The 15,899-nt window shown below is 71.1% G+C and carries 15 protein-coding genes; 11 read left to right on the top strand and 4 right to left on the bottom strand.

Annotation, left to right across the window (positions count from 1 at the left end; all coding sequences use genetic code 11):
• Nucleotides 1–15: 15 nt before the first annotated feature.
• The 3 genes from ACGF13_RS10790 (at nt 16) to ACGF13_RS10780 (ending at nt 3,617) form a co-directional block, all read left to right on the top strand.
• A complete protein-coding gene (locus tag ACGF13_RS10790; protein ID WP_392871740.1) occupies nt 16–1,647 on the top strand; it encodes an AMP-binding protein in 1,632 nt (543 codons plus the stop codon).
• Between the two features lie 103 nt (nt 1,648–1,750).
• Nucleotides 1,751–2,182, top strand: a complete 432-nt coding sequence (locus ACGF13_RS10785; RefSeq protein WP_392871737.1) for an SRPBCC family protein — start codon at nt 1,751–1,753, stop codon at nt 2,180–2,182.
• A 166-nt stretch (nt 2,183–2,348) separates the two neighbouring features.
• Complete coding sequence (locus ACGF13_RS10780; protein ID WP_392871734.1) at nt 2,349–3,617, top strand: APC family permease; 1,269 nt, start codon at nt 2,349–2,351, stop codon at nt 3,615–3,617.
• A gap of 62 nt (nt 3,618–3,679) precedes the next feature.
• Here ACGF13_RS10780 and ACGF13_RS10775 read toward each other — a convergent pair whose 3' ends face one another.
• The 4 genes from ACGF13_RS10775 to ACGF13_RS10760 all read right to left on the bottom strand — a co-directional run bounded on the left by ACGF13_RS10775 (nt 3,680) and on the right by ACGF13_RS10760 (nt 6,972).
• The gene (locus tag ACGF13_RS10775; protein WP_392872742.1) at nt 3,680–3,970 is read right to left on the bottom strand and encodes a YccF domain-containing protein; all 291 of its coding nucleotides are present in this window, start codon (nt 3,968–3,970) and stop codon (nt 3,680–3,682) included.
• Between the two features lie 249 nt (nt 3,971–4,219).
• Entirely contained in the window at nt 4,220–4,411 is a 192-nt protein-coding gene (locus ACGF13_RS10770) for a ferredoxin (protein ID WP_392871731.1), read from the bottom strand.
• Nucleotides 4,412–4,473: 62 nt separating this feature from the next.
• Complete coding sequence (locus ACGF13_RS10765) at nt 4,474–5,694, bottom strand: cytochrome P450 (RefSeq protein WP_380458473.1); 1,221 nt, start codon at nt 5,692–5,694, stop codon at nt 4,474–4,476.
• A 48-nt stretch (nt 5,695–5,742) separates the two neighbouring features.
• Nucleotides 5,743–6,972: a cytochrome P450 gene (locus tag ACGF13_RS10760; RefSeq protein ID WP_392871727.1), complete on the bottom strand. Its 1,230-nt coding sequence runs from the start codon at nt 6,970–6,972 to the stop codon at nt 5,743–5,745.
• Between the two features lie 444 nt (nt 6,973–7,416).
• Between ACGF13_RS10760 and ACGF13_RS10755 the strand changes: the two genes are divergently transcribed.
• The 8 genes from ACGF13_RS10755 to ACGF13_RS10720 all read left to right on the top strand — a co-directional run bounded on the left by ACGF13_RS10755 (nt 7,417) and on the right by ACGF13_RS10720 (nt 15,890).
• Nucleotides 7,417–8,340, top strand: a complete 924-nt coding sequence (locus ACGF13_RS10755; RefSeq protein ID WP_392871724.1) for a proline iminopeptidase-family hydrolase — start codon at nt 7,417–7,419, stop codon at nt 8,338–8,340.
• Complete coding sequence (locus ACGF13_RS10750) at nt 8,337–9,272, top strand: ACP S-malonyltransferase (protein WP_392871721.1); 936 nt, start codon at nt 8,337–8,339, stop codon at nt 9,270–9,272. The genes ACGF13_RS10755 and ACGF13_RS10750 overlap by 4 nt, the downstream gene beginning before the upstream one ends.
• A gap of 141 nt (nt 9,273–9,413) precedes the next feature.
• Entirely contained in the window at nt 9,414–9,665 is a 252-nt protein-coding gene (locus tag ACGF13_RS10745) for a phosphopantetheine-binding protein (RefSeq protein WP_380458481.1), read from the top strand.
• Between the two features lie 33 nt (nt 9,666–9,698).
• The gene (locus ACGF13_RS10740) at nt 9,699–11,225 is read left to right on the top strand and encodes an AMP-binding protein (RefSeq protein WP_392871718.1); all 1,527 of its coding nucleotides are present in this window, start codon (nt 9,699–9,701) and stop codon (nt 11,223–11,225) included.
• 30 nt (nt 11,226–11,255) lie between these two features.
• Nucleotides 11,256–12,785 (top strand): AMP-binding protein, encoded by a 1,530-nt coding sequence (locus ACGF13_RS10735; protein ID WP_380458485.1) that lies wholly within the window; start codon nt 11,256–11,258, stop codon nt 12,783–12,785.
• A complete protein-coding gene (locus tag ACGF13_RS10730; protein ID WP_392871715.1) occupies nt 12,782–14,020 on the top strand; it encodes a type III PLP-dependent enzyme in 1,239 nt (412 codons plus the stop codon). Before ACGF13_RS10735 ends, ACGF13_RS10730 begins: the two co-directional genes overlap by 4 nt.
• Nucleotides 14,020–14,508 (top strand): cobalamin B12-binding domain-containing protein, encoded by a 489-nt coding sequence (locus tag ACGF13_RS10725; protein ID WP_392871712.1) that lies wholly within the window; start codon nt 14,020–14,022, stop codon nt 14,506–14,508. Before ACGF13_RS10730 ends, ACGF13_RS10725 begins: the two co-directional genes overlap by 1 nt.
• Nucleotides 14,505–15,890: a methylaspartate mutase gene (locus ACGF13_RS10720; protein WP_392871709.1), complete on the top strand. Its 1,386-nt coding sequence runs from the start codon at nt 14,505–14,507 to the stop codon at nt 15,888–15,890. Before ACGF13_RS10725 ends, ACGF13_RS10720 begins: the two co-directional genes overlap by 4 nt.
• The last annotated feature ends 9 nt before the right edge of the window (nt 15,891–15,899 follow it).

Genomic DNA, 15,899 nt, shown 5'->3' with positions numbered 1-15,899 from the left:
CCCGGGAGCCAGCCCGTGCCGACCACGCCGACCCCACGCAGCTACGCCTCCGGCACCGCGGACGTCCCGCTGCTCGGTGACACCATCGGGGAGAACCTCGACCGCGCGGTGCGCGCCTTCCCCGAGCGCGATGCCCTGGTCGACCGGGCCACCGCCCGCCGCTGGACGTACGCCGAACTCGCCGCCGACGTCGACACCCTGGCACTCGGCCTGCTGGAACTCGGGATCGCCAAGGGGGACCGGGTCGGCATCTGGGCCCCCAACTGCGCCGAGTGGACGCTCACCCAGTACGCCACCGCCAAACTCGGAGCGATCCTGGTGACGGTCAACCCGGCTTACCGGGCCCACGAGTTGGAGTACGTGCTGAACCAGGCCGGCATCCGGATGCTGGTCGCCGTCGAGCGCTTCAAGACCTCCGACTACGCCGGAATGATCGAGGAAGTCAGGCCCCGCTGCCCGGAGTTGGAGCGCGTCCTGCTGATCGGGGGTGCGGAATGGGAGGCCGTGACCGCCGCCGGGAGGCACGCCGACCCAGCCCGACTCGCCGAGCGCCAGGGCGAGTTGGCCCCCGACGACCCGATCAACATCCAGTACACCTCCGGGACGACCGGCTTCCCCAAGGGTGCGACGCTCTCGCACCACAACATCCTCAACAACGGCTACTTCGTCGGCGAGCTGCTCGACTACACCGAGCAGGACCGGATCTGCGTCCCGGTGCCCTTCTACCACTGCTTCGGCATGGTGATGGGAAACCTCGCCGCCACCTCGCACGGCGCCTGCATGGTCATCCCCGCCCCGTCCTTCGAGCCCGGCGCGACCCTCGCCGCCGTCGCCGCCGAGCGCTGCACCTCGCTGTACGGCGTGCCGACCATGTTCATCGCCGAACTGGCCGACCCGGACTTCGACCGCTACGACCTCACCAGCCTGCGCACCGGCGTCATGGCCGGCTCGCCCTGCCCGAGCGAGGTGATGAAGGAGGTCATCGGGCGGATGGGCATGGCGCAGGTCTCCATCTGCTACGGCATGACCGAGACCTCACCGGTCTCCACCCAGACCCGGGTCGACGACCCGGTCGAGCGCCGGGTCACCACGGTGGGCCGGGTCGGCCCGCACCTGGAGGTCAAGGTGGTCGACCCGGTCACCGGCCGTACCGTCCCGCGCGGCGAACCCGGCGAGCTGTGCACCCGCGGCTACTCCGTCATGCTCGGCTACTGGGGCGAGCCCGAACGCACCGCCGAGGCCGTCGACGCCGCCCGCTGGATGCACACCGGGGACCTCGCGGTGATGGACGAGGACGGCTACCTCGCCATCACCGGCCGGATCAAGGACATGGTGATCCGCGGCGGCGAGAACCTCTACCCGCGCGAGATCGAGGAGTTCCTCCACGCCCACCCGGACATCCTGGACGTCCAGGTCATCGGCGTCCCCGACGCCAAGTACGGCGAGGAGCTGATGGCCTGGATCCGGATGCGGGAGGGTGCCGAACCGCTCACCGACGAGGCCGTCCGCGCGTACTGCGCCGGCCGGCTCGCCCACTTCAAGATCCCGCGCTACGTGCACGTGGTCGAGGAGTTCCCGATGACGGTCACCGGGAAGATCCGCAAGGTCGAGATGCGGGCACAGGCCCAGCGGATCCTGGGGCTCTGATCACGGGGCCCTGATCCCGGGGCGCCGGCGGATCCACCTGTTCGGCCCTTCCCCCGGGCGGGTCCAGGGAGCGCGGTGGCCCGCCCGGCGGGAGAGTGTGATCATGCCCCTCGACGTCACAGTGGAACGCCTGATCCCCCTCCCGCCGGCCACCGTCGCCGCCTACGCGATGGACTGGCGTCACGACTCCGAGTGGACCAGGGGCATCCGCACCGCGGCCCTCACCCGGGAGGCCGACACCGGCGGCTTCGGCGTGGGCGCCGAGGTCACCCGGACCGCGCACTTCCTCGGCAGGTCCTTCCGGTACGTGCTGCGCGTGGCACGCCACCGCCCGCCGACGGTGCTCGACATGGTCTCCGTCGCCGGGCCGATGCCCATGCGCGTCACCTACACCTTCGAACCCACCCAGGCCGGCACCTTCGCCCGCATCCGCGTCCGCGGCGGCCCCCTCCTGGTCGGCCCGCTGATGTCCTGCCAGGTGCGCGCCGCCCTCACCGCGGACCTGCGCGCCCTGGAGGCCCGGCTCAGCCGCTGACCTGGGGTCTCCTCGGCGCCCCGACACCCTGGCCCCTTCCGCCCCACCTCCCCCCTCGACCCCCGCTGACCAGCGGTTTCCTCGGCACCCCGGCCCCGCACCCCCTGTTCCCCTCCCTCCGGTAGGGTGCGCCGACACCACAGCCGGATCGAGAGAGGTGCAGCGCATGAGTTCGTCGCCGACGGCGGCCGCCCCGGGGGAGCTGCGGCGGCACCTGGGGGTGTTCGACGCCGTGGTCATCGGGCTGGGCTCGATGATCGGCGCGGGCGTCTTCGCCGCGCTGGCGCCCGCCGCCGGGGCGGCGGGCTCCGGACTGCTGGTGGGGCTGGCGCTGGCCGGCGTGGTCGCGTACTGCAACGCCACCTCCTCGGCCAGGCTCGCCGCCCGCTACCCGCAGTCCGGCGGCACGTACGTCTACGGCCGCGAGCGGCTCGGCGACTTCTGGGGCTACCTGGCCGGCTGGGGCTTCGTCGTCGGCAAGACCGCCTCCTGCGCCGCGATGGCCCTCACCGTCGGCTCCTACGTCTGGCCCGCCCAGGCCCACGCCGTCGCGGTCGCCGCCGTGGCGGCGCTGACCGCCGTCAACTACGTGGGCGTGCAGAAGGCCGCCTGGCTGACCCGGGCGATCGTGGCCGTCGTCCTGGCGGTGCTCGCCGCCGTGGTCACCGCCTGCCTGTCCGGCGGCGCGGCCGACACCGGCCACTGGGCCGTCGGTGCGGACGCCGGCTTCCACGGCGTGCTCCAGGCCGCCGGATTGCTGTTCTTCGCCTTCGCGGGGTACGCCCGGATCGCCACCCTCGGCGAGGAGGTCCGCGACCCCCGGCGCACCATCCCCCGGGCGATCCCGCTCGCCCTCGGCATCACCCTGGTCGTCTACGCTGCCGTCGCCCTCGCCGTCCTGGCCGTCCTCGGCCCCGACCGCCTCGCCCACAGCACCGCTCCGCTGGCCGACGCCGTCCGGGCCGCCGGAGCGCCCGCCCTCGTCCCGGTGGTGCGCGCGGGCGCGGCGGTCGCCGCCCTGGGCTCGCTGCTCGCCCTGATCCTCGGCGTCTCCCGCACCACCCTGGCGATGGCCCGCGACCGCCACCTCCCGCACCCCCTCGCCGCCGTCCACCCCCGCTTCGGCGTCCCGCACCGCGCCGAGCTGGCCGTCGGCGCGGTGCTGGCCCTCGCCGCGGCCCTCGGCGACATCCGCGGCGCGATCGGCTTCTCCTCCTTCGGCGTCCTCGCCTACTACGCCGTCGCCAACGCCTCCGCCTGGACCCTCACCCCCGCCGAGGGTCGCCCCCCGCGGGCCGTTCCCGTCCTCGGCACGGCCGGCTGCCTCGTCCTCGCCTTCGCCCTCCCCGCCGGCTCCGTCCTCTGGGGCGCCGCGGTCCTCGCCCTCGGCGCCGCCGCCTACGCGGCGCGCAAGGCCCTCACCCGCCGCCCCTGACCCCCGGAAACGCGAACGGCCGGCGAGGGCTTGCTGCCCTCGCCGGCCGTCTCCGTCCGTGCTTAGCGTGCGCCCCACTCCTGGTCGGTCGGCACGATCTCGCGGCCGAGCGGCATCAGCGAGACCGGGATCATCTTCAGGTTGGCCCACCCGAAGGGGATGCCGATGATCGACAGGAACAGCGGGATGCTCGTGATCAGGTGCCCGAGAGCCAGCCACCAGCCGGCGAACACCAGCCAGATGACGTTCCCCACGCAGGACGCCGGCCCCGCGTCGGGCCGCTCCACCGCCGTCTGCCCGAACGGCCACAGGATGAACCCGGCCAGCCGGAACGACGCGGTGCCGAACGGGATCGTTGCCGGGCGCTCCGGTTCGCGCGGCGAGCGTGCTGCGGTTCCGGCTTCCGACCGGGGTGGGAGCGGCGCAGTCGACGGAGCTCTCCCGGGACCGGGACGCTGCGGTGAGCGGCGTGGTCGGGGCCCCGACCACGCCGGAGAGCGGCGAACGCCGGCCCGGTCCAGGGAGCGGGGCCCCGCAAACGCGCCACGCCCCGCCGGGCGTGTGCGGCGATCGGTGGGGGTGTTCGCTCAGCCGTCCTTCGGCTACTCGGTGATCTGGATGAGCCGCACCGGGCAGAGCGAGGCGGTCTGCCTGACCAGTTTGTGCAGCTCCGCGGGCGGCTCCTCCTGGAGCAGCGTCACGATGCCGTCGTCGTCCTGGTCGAAGACGTCGGGGGCGCGCATGACGCACTGGCCGGCCGACACACACCGGTCGGGGTCGACGCTGACACGCATAGTGGTTGTACCTCGCTCTGTGGGGTGAACTTCGGTGGAGTGGACCTCTGTGGGCTGAACGGTCACCAGGTGACGGGGAGCTCGTGGACGCCGTAGACCAGGGCCTCGTCCTTGAACTTGAGCTCGGACACCGGGACGGCCAGCTTGAGGCCGGGGATGCGCCGGAACAGGGTGCCGAAGACGACTTCGAGTTCGATCCGGGCGAGGTTCTGGCCGATGCACTGGTGGATGCCGTAGCCGAAGGCGAGGTGGCTGCGGGCCTCCTCGCGGCGGATGTCGAGGGTGTCGGCGTCGGGGAAGACGCTCTCGTCGTGGTTGGCGGAGTTGTTGAGCGGCAGGATGCCCTCGCCCGCCTTGATGACGGTGCCGTCGATCTCGATGTCCTCCAGTGCGACCCGGGCGGTGCCGGAGTCGGAGATGCTGAAGAACCGCAGCAGTTCCTCCACCGCGCCGGGCAGCAGCTCGTGGTCGGCCTTGACGGCGTCGAGCTGCTCGGGGTGCTCCAGCAGGCCGAGCACGCCGAGCGAGATCATGTTGGCGGTGGTCTCGTGCCCGCCGACCAGCATCAGCCGGGCCATGGTGACGATGTCGGTGTGGTCGGCGATCGGCTCTTCGCGGTTCTTCTCGATGAACCGGCTGATCAGGTCGTCGCCGGGTTCGGCCTCCTTGGCGGTGATCAGCCTGTCCAGGTACATGTCCAGGCCGACGACCGCGGCGCCGTACTCCTCCGGGCTGATGTCGTGGTTCATCATCAGCGCCGACCACTCCTCGAACTGCGGGTGGTCCTCGTACGGGACGCCGAGCAGCTCGCAGATCACCAGCGAGGGCACCGCCAGCGAGAGTGCGGCCACCAGGTCGACCGGTCCGCCGGCCGCGAGCATCGCGTCGATCCGGGCGTCCACGATCTCCTGGATCCGGGGGCGCAGCGCGCGCATCCGGCGGGCGGTGAACTCGGGGATCAGGTAGCGGCGCTGGGCGGTGTGCTCCGGCGGGTCCATGGAGAGCAGCATGAGGCGGACCTCGCGGAGCATCTCCTCGGGGATGTGGAACTGGTGCGGGTAGCCGGGCAGTTTGAGGTTGGAGCTCACGCGGGAGTCGCCGAGCACCGTCTTGACGTGCTCGTGCGTGGTGACCAGCCAGGCCGGCTTGCCGGTGACCTTGAGTACCGCCTGGGAGATCGGCTCGTTCTCACGGAGCTTGGCGTACTGCGCCGGCGGGCTGAACGGACAGGTGCGGGTCATCGGGAAGTTCGGCAGTTCGGTCGCCAGGTGGTCCTGGGTCATGGTGCCCTCTCGGAGTCGGGTTCGACTGGTCGGATCGATCCGCCTGGGTCACCAGGTGACGGGCAGTTCGTACATGCCGTAGACGATGGCGTCGTCCTTGAACTTGAGCTCGGACATCGGGACGGTGAGCCTGAGGCCGGGGATGCGCCGGAACAGGGTCTCGTAGACCATTTCGAGTTCGATCCGGGCGAGGTTCTGGCCGATGCACTGGTGGATGCCGTAGCCGAAGGCGAGGTGGCTGCGGGCCTCGCGCCGGATGTCGAGGGTGTCGGCGTCGGGGAAGACGCTCTCGTCGTGGTTGGCGGAGTTGTTGAGCGGCAGGATGCCCTCGCCTGCCTTGATGACGACTCCGTCGATCTCGATGTCCTCCAGTGCGACCCGGGCGGTGCCGGCGTCGGAGATGCTGAAGAACCGAAGCAACTCCTCGACGGCCTTGGGCAGCAGGGTGGAGTCGGCCTTGACCGCGGCGAGCTGGTCGGGGTGTTCCAGCAGGGCCAGAGTGCCCAGCGCGATCATGTTGGCGGTGGTCTCGTGGCCGGTGACCAGCATCAGCCGGGCCATGCTCACGATGTCGGCGTGCTCGACGGAGGGCTCGGCGCGGTTGGCCGCGATCAGCCGGCTGATCATGTCGTCGCCCGGCGTGGTCTCCTTGTTGGTGACCAACTGGTCGACGTACTGGTCGAGTTCGTAGTGCGCCAGGCCGCGCTCCGCGTCGCTGATGTCATGGTTCATGATCTGGCCGGCCCAGTGCTCGAAGCGCGGGTGGTCCTCGTAGGGGACGCCGAGCAGCTCGCAGATCACCAGCGAGGGCACCGGCAGTGCGAGTGCGGCCACCAGGTCCAGCGGGCCGCCCTCGGCCAGCATCGCATCGATCCGGGCATCCACGATCTGCTGGATCCGGGGGCGCAGCGCGCGAATCTGGCGCAGGCTGAACTCGGGCGCCAGCAGCCGGCGCTGGACGGTGTGTTCGGGCTGGTCCATGGAGAGGAAGGTGAGCGGGACGGCCTGCAGCATCTCCTCGGGCACCGGCACCTGCAGCGGGTAGCCGGGCAGCTTGAGGTTGGCGCTCACCCGGGAGTCGCCGAGGATCTTCTTCATGCTCTCGTAGGTGCTGACCAGCCAGGTGGGCTTGCCGTTGACCTTGAGGACCGCCCGAGAGACCGGCTCGCTCTCACGGAGCTTGGCGTACTGCGCCGGCGGGCTGAAAGGGCAGGAACGCGGCATCGGGAAGGCCGGCGGCTGGGTGGCCGGACGGTCTTGGTCGGCAGTCTGGGTCATGGTGCCCTCTCGAACTCACTGGAACGAACTCATTCGAACCCGCATACGTCGGAACTCGCGTGCGTCGCATGCGTGAGCACGCTGATCCGGGCACGCTGATCCCGGTGTGAGGAAGGCCCCGGCGCGAAGAAGCCCTCCGCCCCTCCGCGCGAGGAAGGCCCCGGCGCGAGGAGGACCCCGGCGCGAGGAGGACCCGGGCGCGTGGAGCGGCCATCCGTACGGCGCATTCGACCGCTGTTCGCACGTTAGGCGGCCCGATCACCGCACCACACCCCCTGCCGACCCCTACCGCGTGGCCTGTGTCGCGACCCGGGCCGATCCGGCTCGCGCCCCTGCTGGGCTAGGGGCCGCTAGGGGTCCAGTCGGGCCGTCGCAGCGCGTTAGCGTCGGGACCGGATCACTTTCCATGCACCCCGAACACGTCTGTCGACTGAGGTGGTTACCGTGCCCCTGGAGCCCAGCGCTAAGGGAACCGTCCCGTTCGGGGAGTACCGAACCTGGTACCGGGTCACCGGCGACCTCCGAGCGGAGAAACCGGCCGTGGTGGTGGTGCACGGCGGTCCCGGCAGCACCCACGACTACCTGCTGCAGCTGACCGAACTCGCCGAGCAGGGCTGGCCGGTGGTGCACTACGACCAGCTCGGCAACGGTGGCTCGACCCATCTGCCCGACAAGGGCGCCGACTTCTGGAAGACCGACCTCTTCGCCGCCGAACTGACCAACCTGCTGAGCGAACTGGGCATCGCCGACAACTACGTGCTGTTCGGCCAGTCCTGGGGCGGCCTGCTCGCCGCGAAGCACGCGATGACCCGGCCGGCCGGACTGCGCGGCTTGGTGGTGGCCAACTCGCCCGCCTCCTACCCGCTGTGGCTCAGTGAGATGGCCGTGCTGCGCGCGCAGCTGCCGCCGGACGTGCAGGAGACCCTGCTGCGGCACGAGGCGGCCGAGACCTTCGAGTCGCCCGAGTACCTGGCCGCCATGCGGGTCTTCTACGACCGTCACGTGTGCCGGATCCTGCCCTGGCCGAAGGACTTCCTCTCCTCCTTCATGGAGATCTACAACGACCCGACCGTGTACTACACGATGAACGGGCCCAACGAGTTCCACGTGATCGGCACCCTCAAGGACTGGTCGATCATCGACGAACTGGACGCGATCCGGACGCCGACGCTGCTGATCAGCGGCAGGTACGACGAGGCCACCCCGGTGACGATGCAGCCCTACTTCGACCGCATCCCCAACGTGCGTTGGGAGATCTTCGAGAACTCAAGCCACTGCCCGCACCTGGAGGAGTCGGATCGCTTCACCGAGGTGATGGTGGGCTTCCTGAAGGAGCTGGCGCAGCCGGTGAGGGAGAGCCGGTCATGACGAAGCGAACAGCGATGGTCTTCCCCGGTATGGGCCCGGCCACCTTCGACGACGTCGGCCGGTTCATGGTGGCCAACCGCTTCGCCAGGGAACTGGTCACGGTCGCCGACGAGGTCCTCGGCTACTCCCTGGTGGACGCCTTCCGCGAGGCCGAGGGCGACTACTCCGAGGCAGCCCAGGTGGCCTTCCTGGTCAACTGCCTGGCCAGCGCCGACTGGGCGCAGGATGCCCTCGGCGTCGAAGCCGAGGCCGTCCTCGGCCCCAGCTTCGGCGAGAAGGCGGCGGTCGCCTTCGCCCAGTCGCTCTCGATGCCCGAGGCCGTGCGGATGACCGCGGAACTCGCGCGCTGCATGGACGAGTACTTCAGCCAGGAGCACACCGACATCGTGGTGCTCTCCTTCGTCCGTACTCCCGAGGAGAAACTGGGCGAGATCCTCGCCGAGCTGGACGAGCAGGGCGAGTGGCACGACATTTCCTGCTACATCGACGAGGGCTTCTACATGCTCTCGCTGCGCGAGTCCCGGGTGGAGTGGATGCAGCAGCGGCTGCGCGCGATCGGTGGGATGCCGCTCTACACCATGCGTCCGCCGCTGCACTCGGGCGCCTTCGCCGGGCTGCGGGACAAGGCCGAGCGCGAGGTGCTGTCCACCCTGCACTTCACCGATCCGAAGCTGCCGGTGGTGGCCGACCAGGACGGCGCGCTGCTCACCACGGCCGAGCAGGTGCGCACGATGCTGCTGGACAGCATCGTGCGTCCGCTGCGCTGGCCGGACGCGGTGGCCGGTCTCAAGCGGCTCGGCGTCGAGCGGGTCTGTGTCGCGGGCCCTGACAGCCTGTTCGGCCGAGTCCCGTGCACCACGGGGAACTTCGAGGTCGTGCCGGCCAACCCCCGGCTGGCGATGACCCCCAGGCGCCGGTCCGCCGTCGGCTGAGCGCCGAGGCGAGGGTCCGGCCCCTCCTGGAACGCACCTGGCAGAACGCGCCGACGCCGGTCGGCGCCGCCCGAGCACACCGGCGCCGCTTCGGCGCCGTCCGAGCACATTACGACGAGCAACGACAGTGATGGAGTGACCATGTGGGACGAGAAGTTCGAAGAGACCCTGCGCCGCTTCCTGCCCTTCCTGCCCCCGGGCGAGCAGTTGGAGAGCGACACCCCGCTGCGTGAGCTGGGCCTGGACTCGCTCGGCACCGTGGAGCTCCTGGGCAACCTGGAGGCGGCCTACGACGTCCGCTTCCTGGACGACGCGCTGACCCCGGAGACCTTCGAGACCCCCGCCGTGCTCTGGAAGGCCATGGCGGGCATGCTGATCGGCACCGAGGCCTGACGGGGCGGGGAGGGGCACGAAAGGGCCACCACGATGGATGACACCGTGGACCTCGCGCTGTCCGGGCGTTTCCTGCGCGGACTCGCCAAGTCGGCGGACCGCCCCGCAGTGCTGGCAGGCGGGACCAGCCTGACCTACCGGGAGCTGCACGAGCGCGCGCTGCTGCTGGCCGGTTCGCTGCTGGCCCACCTGCCGTCGCGGCCGGCGGCGATCGGCGTGCTGGCGGGCAAGGGCCCCTCGGCGTACGCGTCGATCCTGGCCGGCCTGTACACCGGGATCACCGTGGTCCCGCTGCAACCGGCCTTCCCCGCCGCCCGCACCCGGCAGATGATCGAGGCGAGCGGAGTCGGTGCGCTCATCGCCGACGACGACTCGCTGCCGGCCCTGGTCGGGCTGCGGGCGGAGGGCGTCGACCTCCCGGTGCTCTTCGCCCCCGGCGGTCAGCCGCAGCCGGCCGTACCGCTGGCGGCGGGCAGCGCGCTGTCCGCGCCGATGCCGGTGCGCGGCGAGGACACCGCGTACGTCCTGTTCACCTCGGGCTCGACGGGCCGGCCCAAGGGCGTTCCGGTCACCCACACCAACACCCATCACTACTTCGGCCTGCTCGACGAGCGGTACGACTTCGGTCCCGAGGACGTCTTCTCGCAGAACTTCGACCTCAACTTCGACTGCGCGATGTTCGACCTGTTCTGCGCCTGGGGAGCCGGTGGCACGCTGGTCGTTCCGCCGCCGCAGGCCTACCGGGACATGCCGCGGTTCATCGCGGACAACGGCCTGACCGTCTGCTTCTCCACCCCCAGCGCGATCGCGCTGGTGCGGCGGATGGGGGGTCTCGGGCCCGCCAGCATGCCCTCGCTGCGCTGGAGCTTCTTCGCCGGAGAGGCGCTGAGCTGCCAGGATGCGGGCGACTGGCTGGCGGCGGCGCCGGATTCGACGCTGGAGAACCTCTACGGGCCGACCGAGCTGACCATCACCGTCGCCGCCCACCGCTGGGCGGGCGAGGACGCGCTCAACGGCATGGTGCCGATCGGTTCGGTGCACGGCGGACACCAGGTCCTGCTGCTCGGCCCCAGCGGCGAGGACGATGCCGTCGAGGGAGAACTGTGCATTGCCGGACCACAGTTGACTGCCGGATACCTCGATCCCGGCGACGACGTGGGGCGGTTCTTCGACCGCAACGGCCGGCGCTTCTACCGCACCGGGGACCGGGTTCGCCGGGCGGACGGTGGTGAGCTGCTCTACCTGGGCCGGGACGACGCGCAGGTGCAGGTGCTCGGGGTGCGGGTGGAGCTGGCCGAGGTGGACGCCGCGGTGCGCAGCTGCCCCGGCGTGCAGGACGCGGTCACCGTGGCGATCGCGGCTCAGGGCTCGGTGGAGCTGGTGGTCTTCTACACCGGCGAGGTCGTGCCGCCGGCTCAACTCGCCCGTGACCTGCGCAAGGTGCTGCCGGTGGCGATCGTCCCCAAGCGCTACCGGCACCTGGCCGAGTTCCCGCTGAACTCGAACCGAAAGATCGACCGCAAGCAGCTCGCACTCCACGCCGCGACGACATCCGATTGAGGCTCACGATGGAGAGGACGGACACACGCCGTGAGTGGTGACGCGATACCGCAGGCCGCGCCCGCCGTGCTGGTGCACGGTGTGCTCGACGAGGCGACGGCAGACGTCGCGCCCGGTGCCGTCGCGGTCAGCGACCGGGACGGGCGATGGACCTACCAGGAGCTCGGCGAGTACAGCCACGCGGTCGACGCGTGGCTGGAGTCGCGCGACGTGCGCCCCGGTGACCGGGTGCTGGTCCAACTGCCGAGCAACCGGGCGCTGGTGGCGCTGTTCTACGGCACGGCCCGGCGCGGTGCGGTGCTGGTGCCGCTGAACCCGGGCATGAAGGAGTACCACCTGCGTTCGGTGCTCGCCAACGCCGAACCCCGGCTGGTGATCGTCGCCGACACCGCGGTGGACCGGATCTCCGGGCTCTCGCCGGTCGAGGTGCTGGGCTTCGGCGAGGTCTGGCCCGAGGTGACGGCTCTGCACGGTGCCGGCGCGCGGGCCTCGGTCCAGGAGGTCGACGCCGACGCGGTCGCCGTCCTGGTCTACACCTCCGGCAGTACCGCCGCGCCCAAGGGTGTGATCTGCCCCCACCGTCAGATGGTCTTCGCCTCCAGGGCGATCAACCAGGAACTCGGCTACCGCCCCGACGACGTGGTGTTCTGCCGGTTCCCGATCTCCTGGGACTACGGGCTCTACAAGATCCTGCTCGCCGCGCTCGGCCGCTCGGAACTGGTGCTGGCCGACACCGACTCGGACCTGGTGCTGCTCAAGCGGATCCGTGAGAGCGGCGCGACCGTGGTGCCGATCGTGCCCTCGCTGGCGGCGATGATCTGCTCCCTCGCCGAGCGCGACCCGGGCGGCGAGTCCAAGGTGCGACTGTTCACCAACACCGGCGCCGCGCTGCCGAAGACCACGGTGGACGCGCTGCGCACGGCCTTCCCCGGCGTCGAGGTGGTCCGCCAGTTCGGCCAGACCGAGTGCAAGCGCATCTCGGTGCTGCCGCCCGAGTTCGAGGACGCCAAGCCCACCTCGGTGGGCCGTCCGCTGCCGGGCACCAGGGTGCTGATCCTCGACGAGGACGGCAATGAGGTGCCCACCGGCGTGGCCGGCGAGATCGTGGTCGAGGGCCCGCACGTGATGCCCGGCTACTGGCGGGCGCCCGAGCTCACCGCCAAGGCCTTCCGTACCGACCCGGTCAGTGGGCAACGGCGCCTGCACACCGGTGACTTCGGCAGTGTGGACGAGGACGGGTTCCTCTACTACGAGGGCCGTCGGGACGACATGTTCAAGCGCAAGGGCGTGCGGATGAGCACGATCGAGATCGAGGCGGCCGCGATGGACATCCCCGGTGTCCGGGCCGCAGCGGTGCTGCCGCCGACCGAGGACCGCGACCTCGCGGTCTGCGTGGTGGGCGACCTGGCGCCGCACACCGTGCTGCGAGAGCTGTCGCTGCGCCTGGAACCGGCCAAGGTGCCGGGCCTGTGCCGGATGGTCGAGGAGCTGCCGCTCACGCTGCACGGCAAGCACGATCGCAGGAAGCTCGCTCTACTCTTCGAAGGGGCCACCCCGTGACCGGCTACGCCGAGCTTGCCAAGCGCTTCGGTACTCCGTCGTACGTCTACGACCTGGACCGCGTCGCGGCCGCCCGACGCGACCTGTTCGCCGCGCTGCCCGAGGAGGTCGAGCTCTTCTACGCGGCGAAGGCGAACCCGCACCCCGAGCTGCTGCGCGAGATGCGCGCCGGCGAGGGCCGGCGCTGCCGGGCGGAGATCAGCTCCACCGGTGAGCTCGCCGCGGTGCTGAGCGCGGGCTTCCAGGGCAGCGAGATCCTCTACACCGGCCCCGGCAAGACCGAGGGGGAACTGACCGAGGCGCTGAGCGCCGGGGTGCGGCTCTTCTCGGTCGAGTCGCTGGGTGATCTGCGCAACGTCGGCGCGGTCGCCACCCGGCTGGGCGTGGTCGCCACCTGCCTGCTGCGGGTCAACAGCGCCAGTGCCAGCGCCACGTCCAGCATCCGGATGACCGGGGTGCCCTCCCAGTTCGGCTTCGACAGCGAGACACTGCCCGAGCTGCGCGAGCAGGTCTTCGACGTGCCGGGCACGGACGTGGCGGGCGCGCACTTCTTCCCGCTCAGCAACGCCAAGGACGAGGCGAGCCTGATCGGGGAGTTCCAGCACACCATCGCGGTGGCCGCCCGAGTGCAGGACGAGCTCGGCACGCGCTTTCGTTTCGTCGACATCGGCGGCGGCTTCTCGGTGCCGTACGCGGTCCGCGGCGAGCGGCCGGTGTACGGCAACCTGCGTGAGGCGATGGCGATTTCGCTGGACGAGTCGTTCCCCGGCTGGCGCAGCGGCGAGGTGAGGATCGCGGTCGAGTCCGGGCGCTACCTGGTCGGTGACAGCGGCACTCTGATGGTTGGCGTGGTCAACCTCAAGGAGAGCCGCGGCCGGCGCTTCGTGATCCTGGACGGCGGGATCAACACCTTCGGCGGCATGTCCGGGCTGGGCCGGATCATGCCGGTCTCGGTGCGCCTGGACGACGAGGGGGTCCCGCTCGACCAGATCGCCAGCCTGGTCGGACCGCTCTGCACTCCGGGCGATGTGCTCGGCCGCGACATCGAGCTGCCCGCCTTGGCGCCCGGGGACGTGGTGAGCATCCCCAACGCCGGCGCCTACGGTCCGACGGCCAGCCTGCTGATGTTCCTCGGACGCCCGGCACCGACCGAGATCCTGGTCCGCGGCGAGGAGTTGGTCTCGGTGTCGCGGATCGAGCACGTCCGTGCCTACGAGCTCGGCCAGGAGCTGTGATGTCGCTGCCCGCAGAGCAGAACAAGGCCGTCGCCGCCGCGCAGAACCTTCCCGCCGTGGTCAAGCGGGACGCGACGGTGATCGTCGCGGGCGGCACCTCCGACTCGCACACCTGGAACCTGGTCTTCCTGCAGCTGCTGCTGGAGGAGATGGGGTTCGACGTGGTGAACCTGGGCCCCTGCGTGCCCACCGACCTGCTGGTGAGCGAGAGCCTGGCCCGCCGTCCGGCGCTGCTGGTGGTCAGCAGCGTCAACGGGCACGGCTTCCAGGACGGCATCCGGATGATCGGCAAGGTGCGCGAGCGCGACGAGCTGAGCGCCGTCCCGGCGGTGATCGGCGGCAAGTTGGGCATCGCGGGCGCCCAGAGCGCCGAGCAGCTGGCCGAGCTGATCGCGGCCGGCTACGACGCGGTCTTCGACGACGGGGCGGAGGGGATCGCCTCCTTCCGGCGGCTGCTCGACTCGCTCCCGCAGCGGGTGTTGACGTGATCGGGGGCGAGGTCGGCGGGCTCGGCGGCTTCGGCGAGGTCGCCGGGTTCGGCGGCTTCGGCGAGGTCGCCGGGTTCGGCGGCTTCGGCGAGGTCGCCGGGTTCGGCGGCTTCGGCGCGTTCGTCCGCCGGGCGCACCGGGCAGGTGAACTCGTGGTGCAGCCCCGGATGGGGATGAGCGACCCGGAGCTGATGCGGGCCGGACTGCTGGCCACCAAGGGCGCCGCCGGCCGTACGGTCGGCACCGTCACCCTGGACAGCTACACCCGCGTGAACGACCTGGAGTCCGCCGAACTCGCCCTGCTGGAAGGTGTATCACTCAACGGCTACCCGATCGTCAGCCATGATCCGGAGACCACCAGGAGGGTGCTGGACGGGATCCACGGCGCGGACTTCCCGGTGCAGGTCCGGCACGGCTCGGCCGCGCCGCTGGACATCTTCCGGGCGCTGATGACGGTGGGACTGGACGCCTCGGAAGGCGGTCCGGTCTCCTACTGCCTTCCGTACGGGCGCATCCCGCTGCGCGAGTCGGTGGAGAACTGGTCGCGCTCCTGCGACCTCTTCAGCCGGCTGCGCGAACTCGGGCGGGATCCGCACCTGGAGACCTTCGGCGGCTGCATGCTCGGCCAACTCTGCCCGCCCAGCCAACTGGTGGCGATCAGCGCGCTCGAAGCGCTGTTCTTCTACCAGCACGGGCTGCGCTCGATCTCGGCCAGCTACGCCCAGCAGACGCACCAAGGCCAGGACACGGAGGCCGTGTTCGCGCTGCGCCGGCTCTGCGCCGAGCTGCTGCCCGAGGCGGACTGGCATGTCGTCATCTACGCCTACATGGGCGTCTACCCCACCACGCCGCACGGGGCGCTGACCCTGCTCGGCGACGCGGCCGAGCTGGCCGCCTCCACCGGTTCGGAGCGGCTGATCGTGAAGACCGTCGCCGAGTCCGTGCGGATCCCGACGGTGGCGGAGAACGTCAGCGCGCTGGAGCACGCGGCCGCGCGCGCGGCCCGCACCGAGCGGGTCGCCGATGACGGCGCCGACTCGCAGACCTACGCGGAGGCCGCGGCGCTGGTCTCCGCGGTGCTGAACCTGGACCCGGACGTCGGGCGGGCGATGCTGCTGGCGTTCCAGCGCGGGTACCTGGACATCCCCTACTGCCTGCACCCCGACAACCAGGGGCGCACCCGCAGCTACCTGGACGGGGAGGGGCGGCTGCGCTGGGCGAGCATCGGCAGGCTGCCGCTGGCCGGGGTGGTGGAGGCCGGCGAGTCCCACACCGTCACCTCCGGCGAGCTGCTGGGGGCACTGTCCTACATCCGCTGGAAGTTCGACGACGAGGCGATTGCCGCCGGGCAGGGCCATGCGCTCGCCGGCGGTGCCGGCTGAGCCGGTGTG

The organism is Kitasatospora sp. NPDC048286, from assembly GCF_043201735.1.
In the GTDB taxonomy this organism is placed as follows: domain Bacteria; phylum Actinomycetota; class Actinomycetes; order Streptomycetales; family Streptomycetaceae; genus Kitasatospora.
Note: the sequence above shows the minus strand (reverse complement) of the source record. Positions and strands in the feature narration are given on the sequence as shown.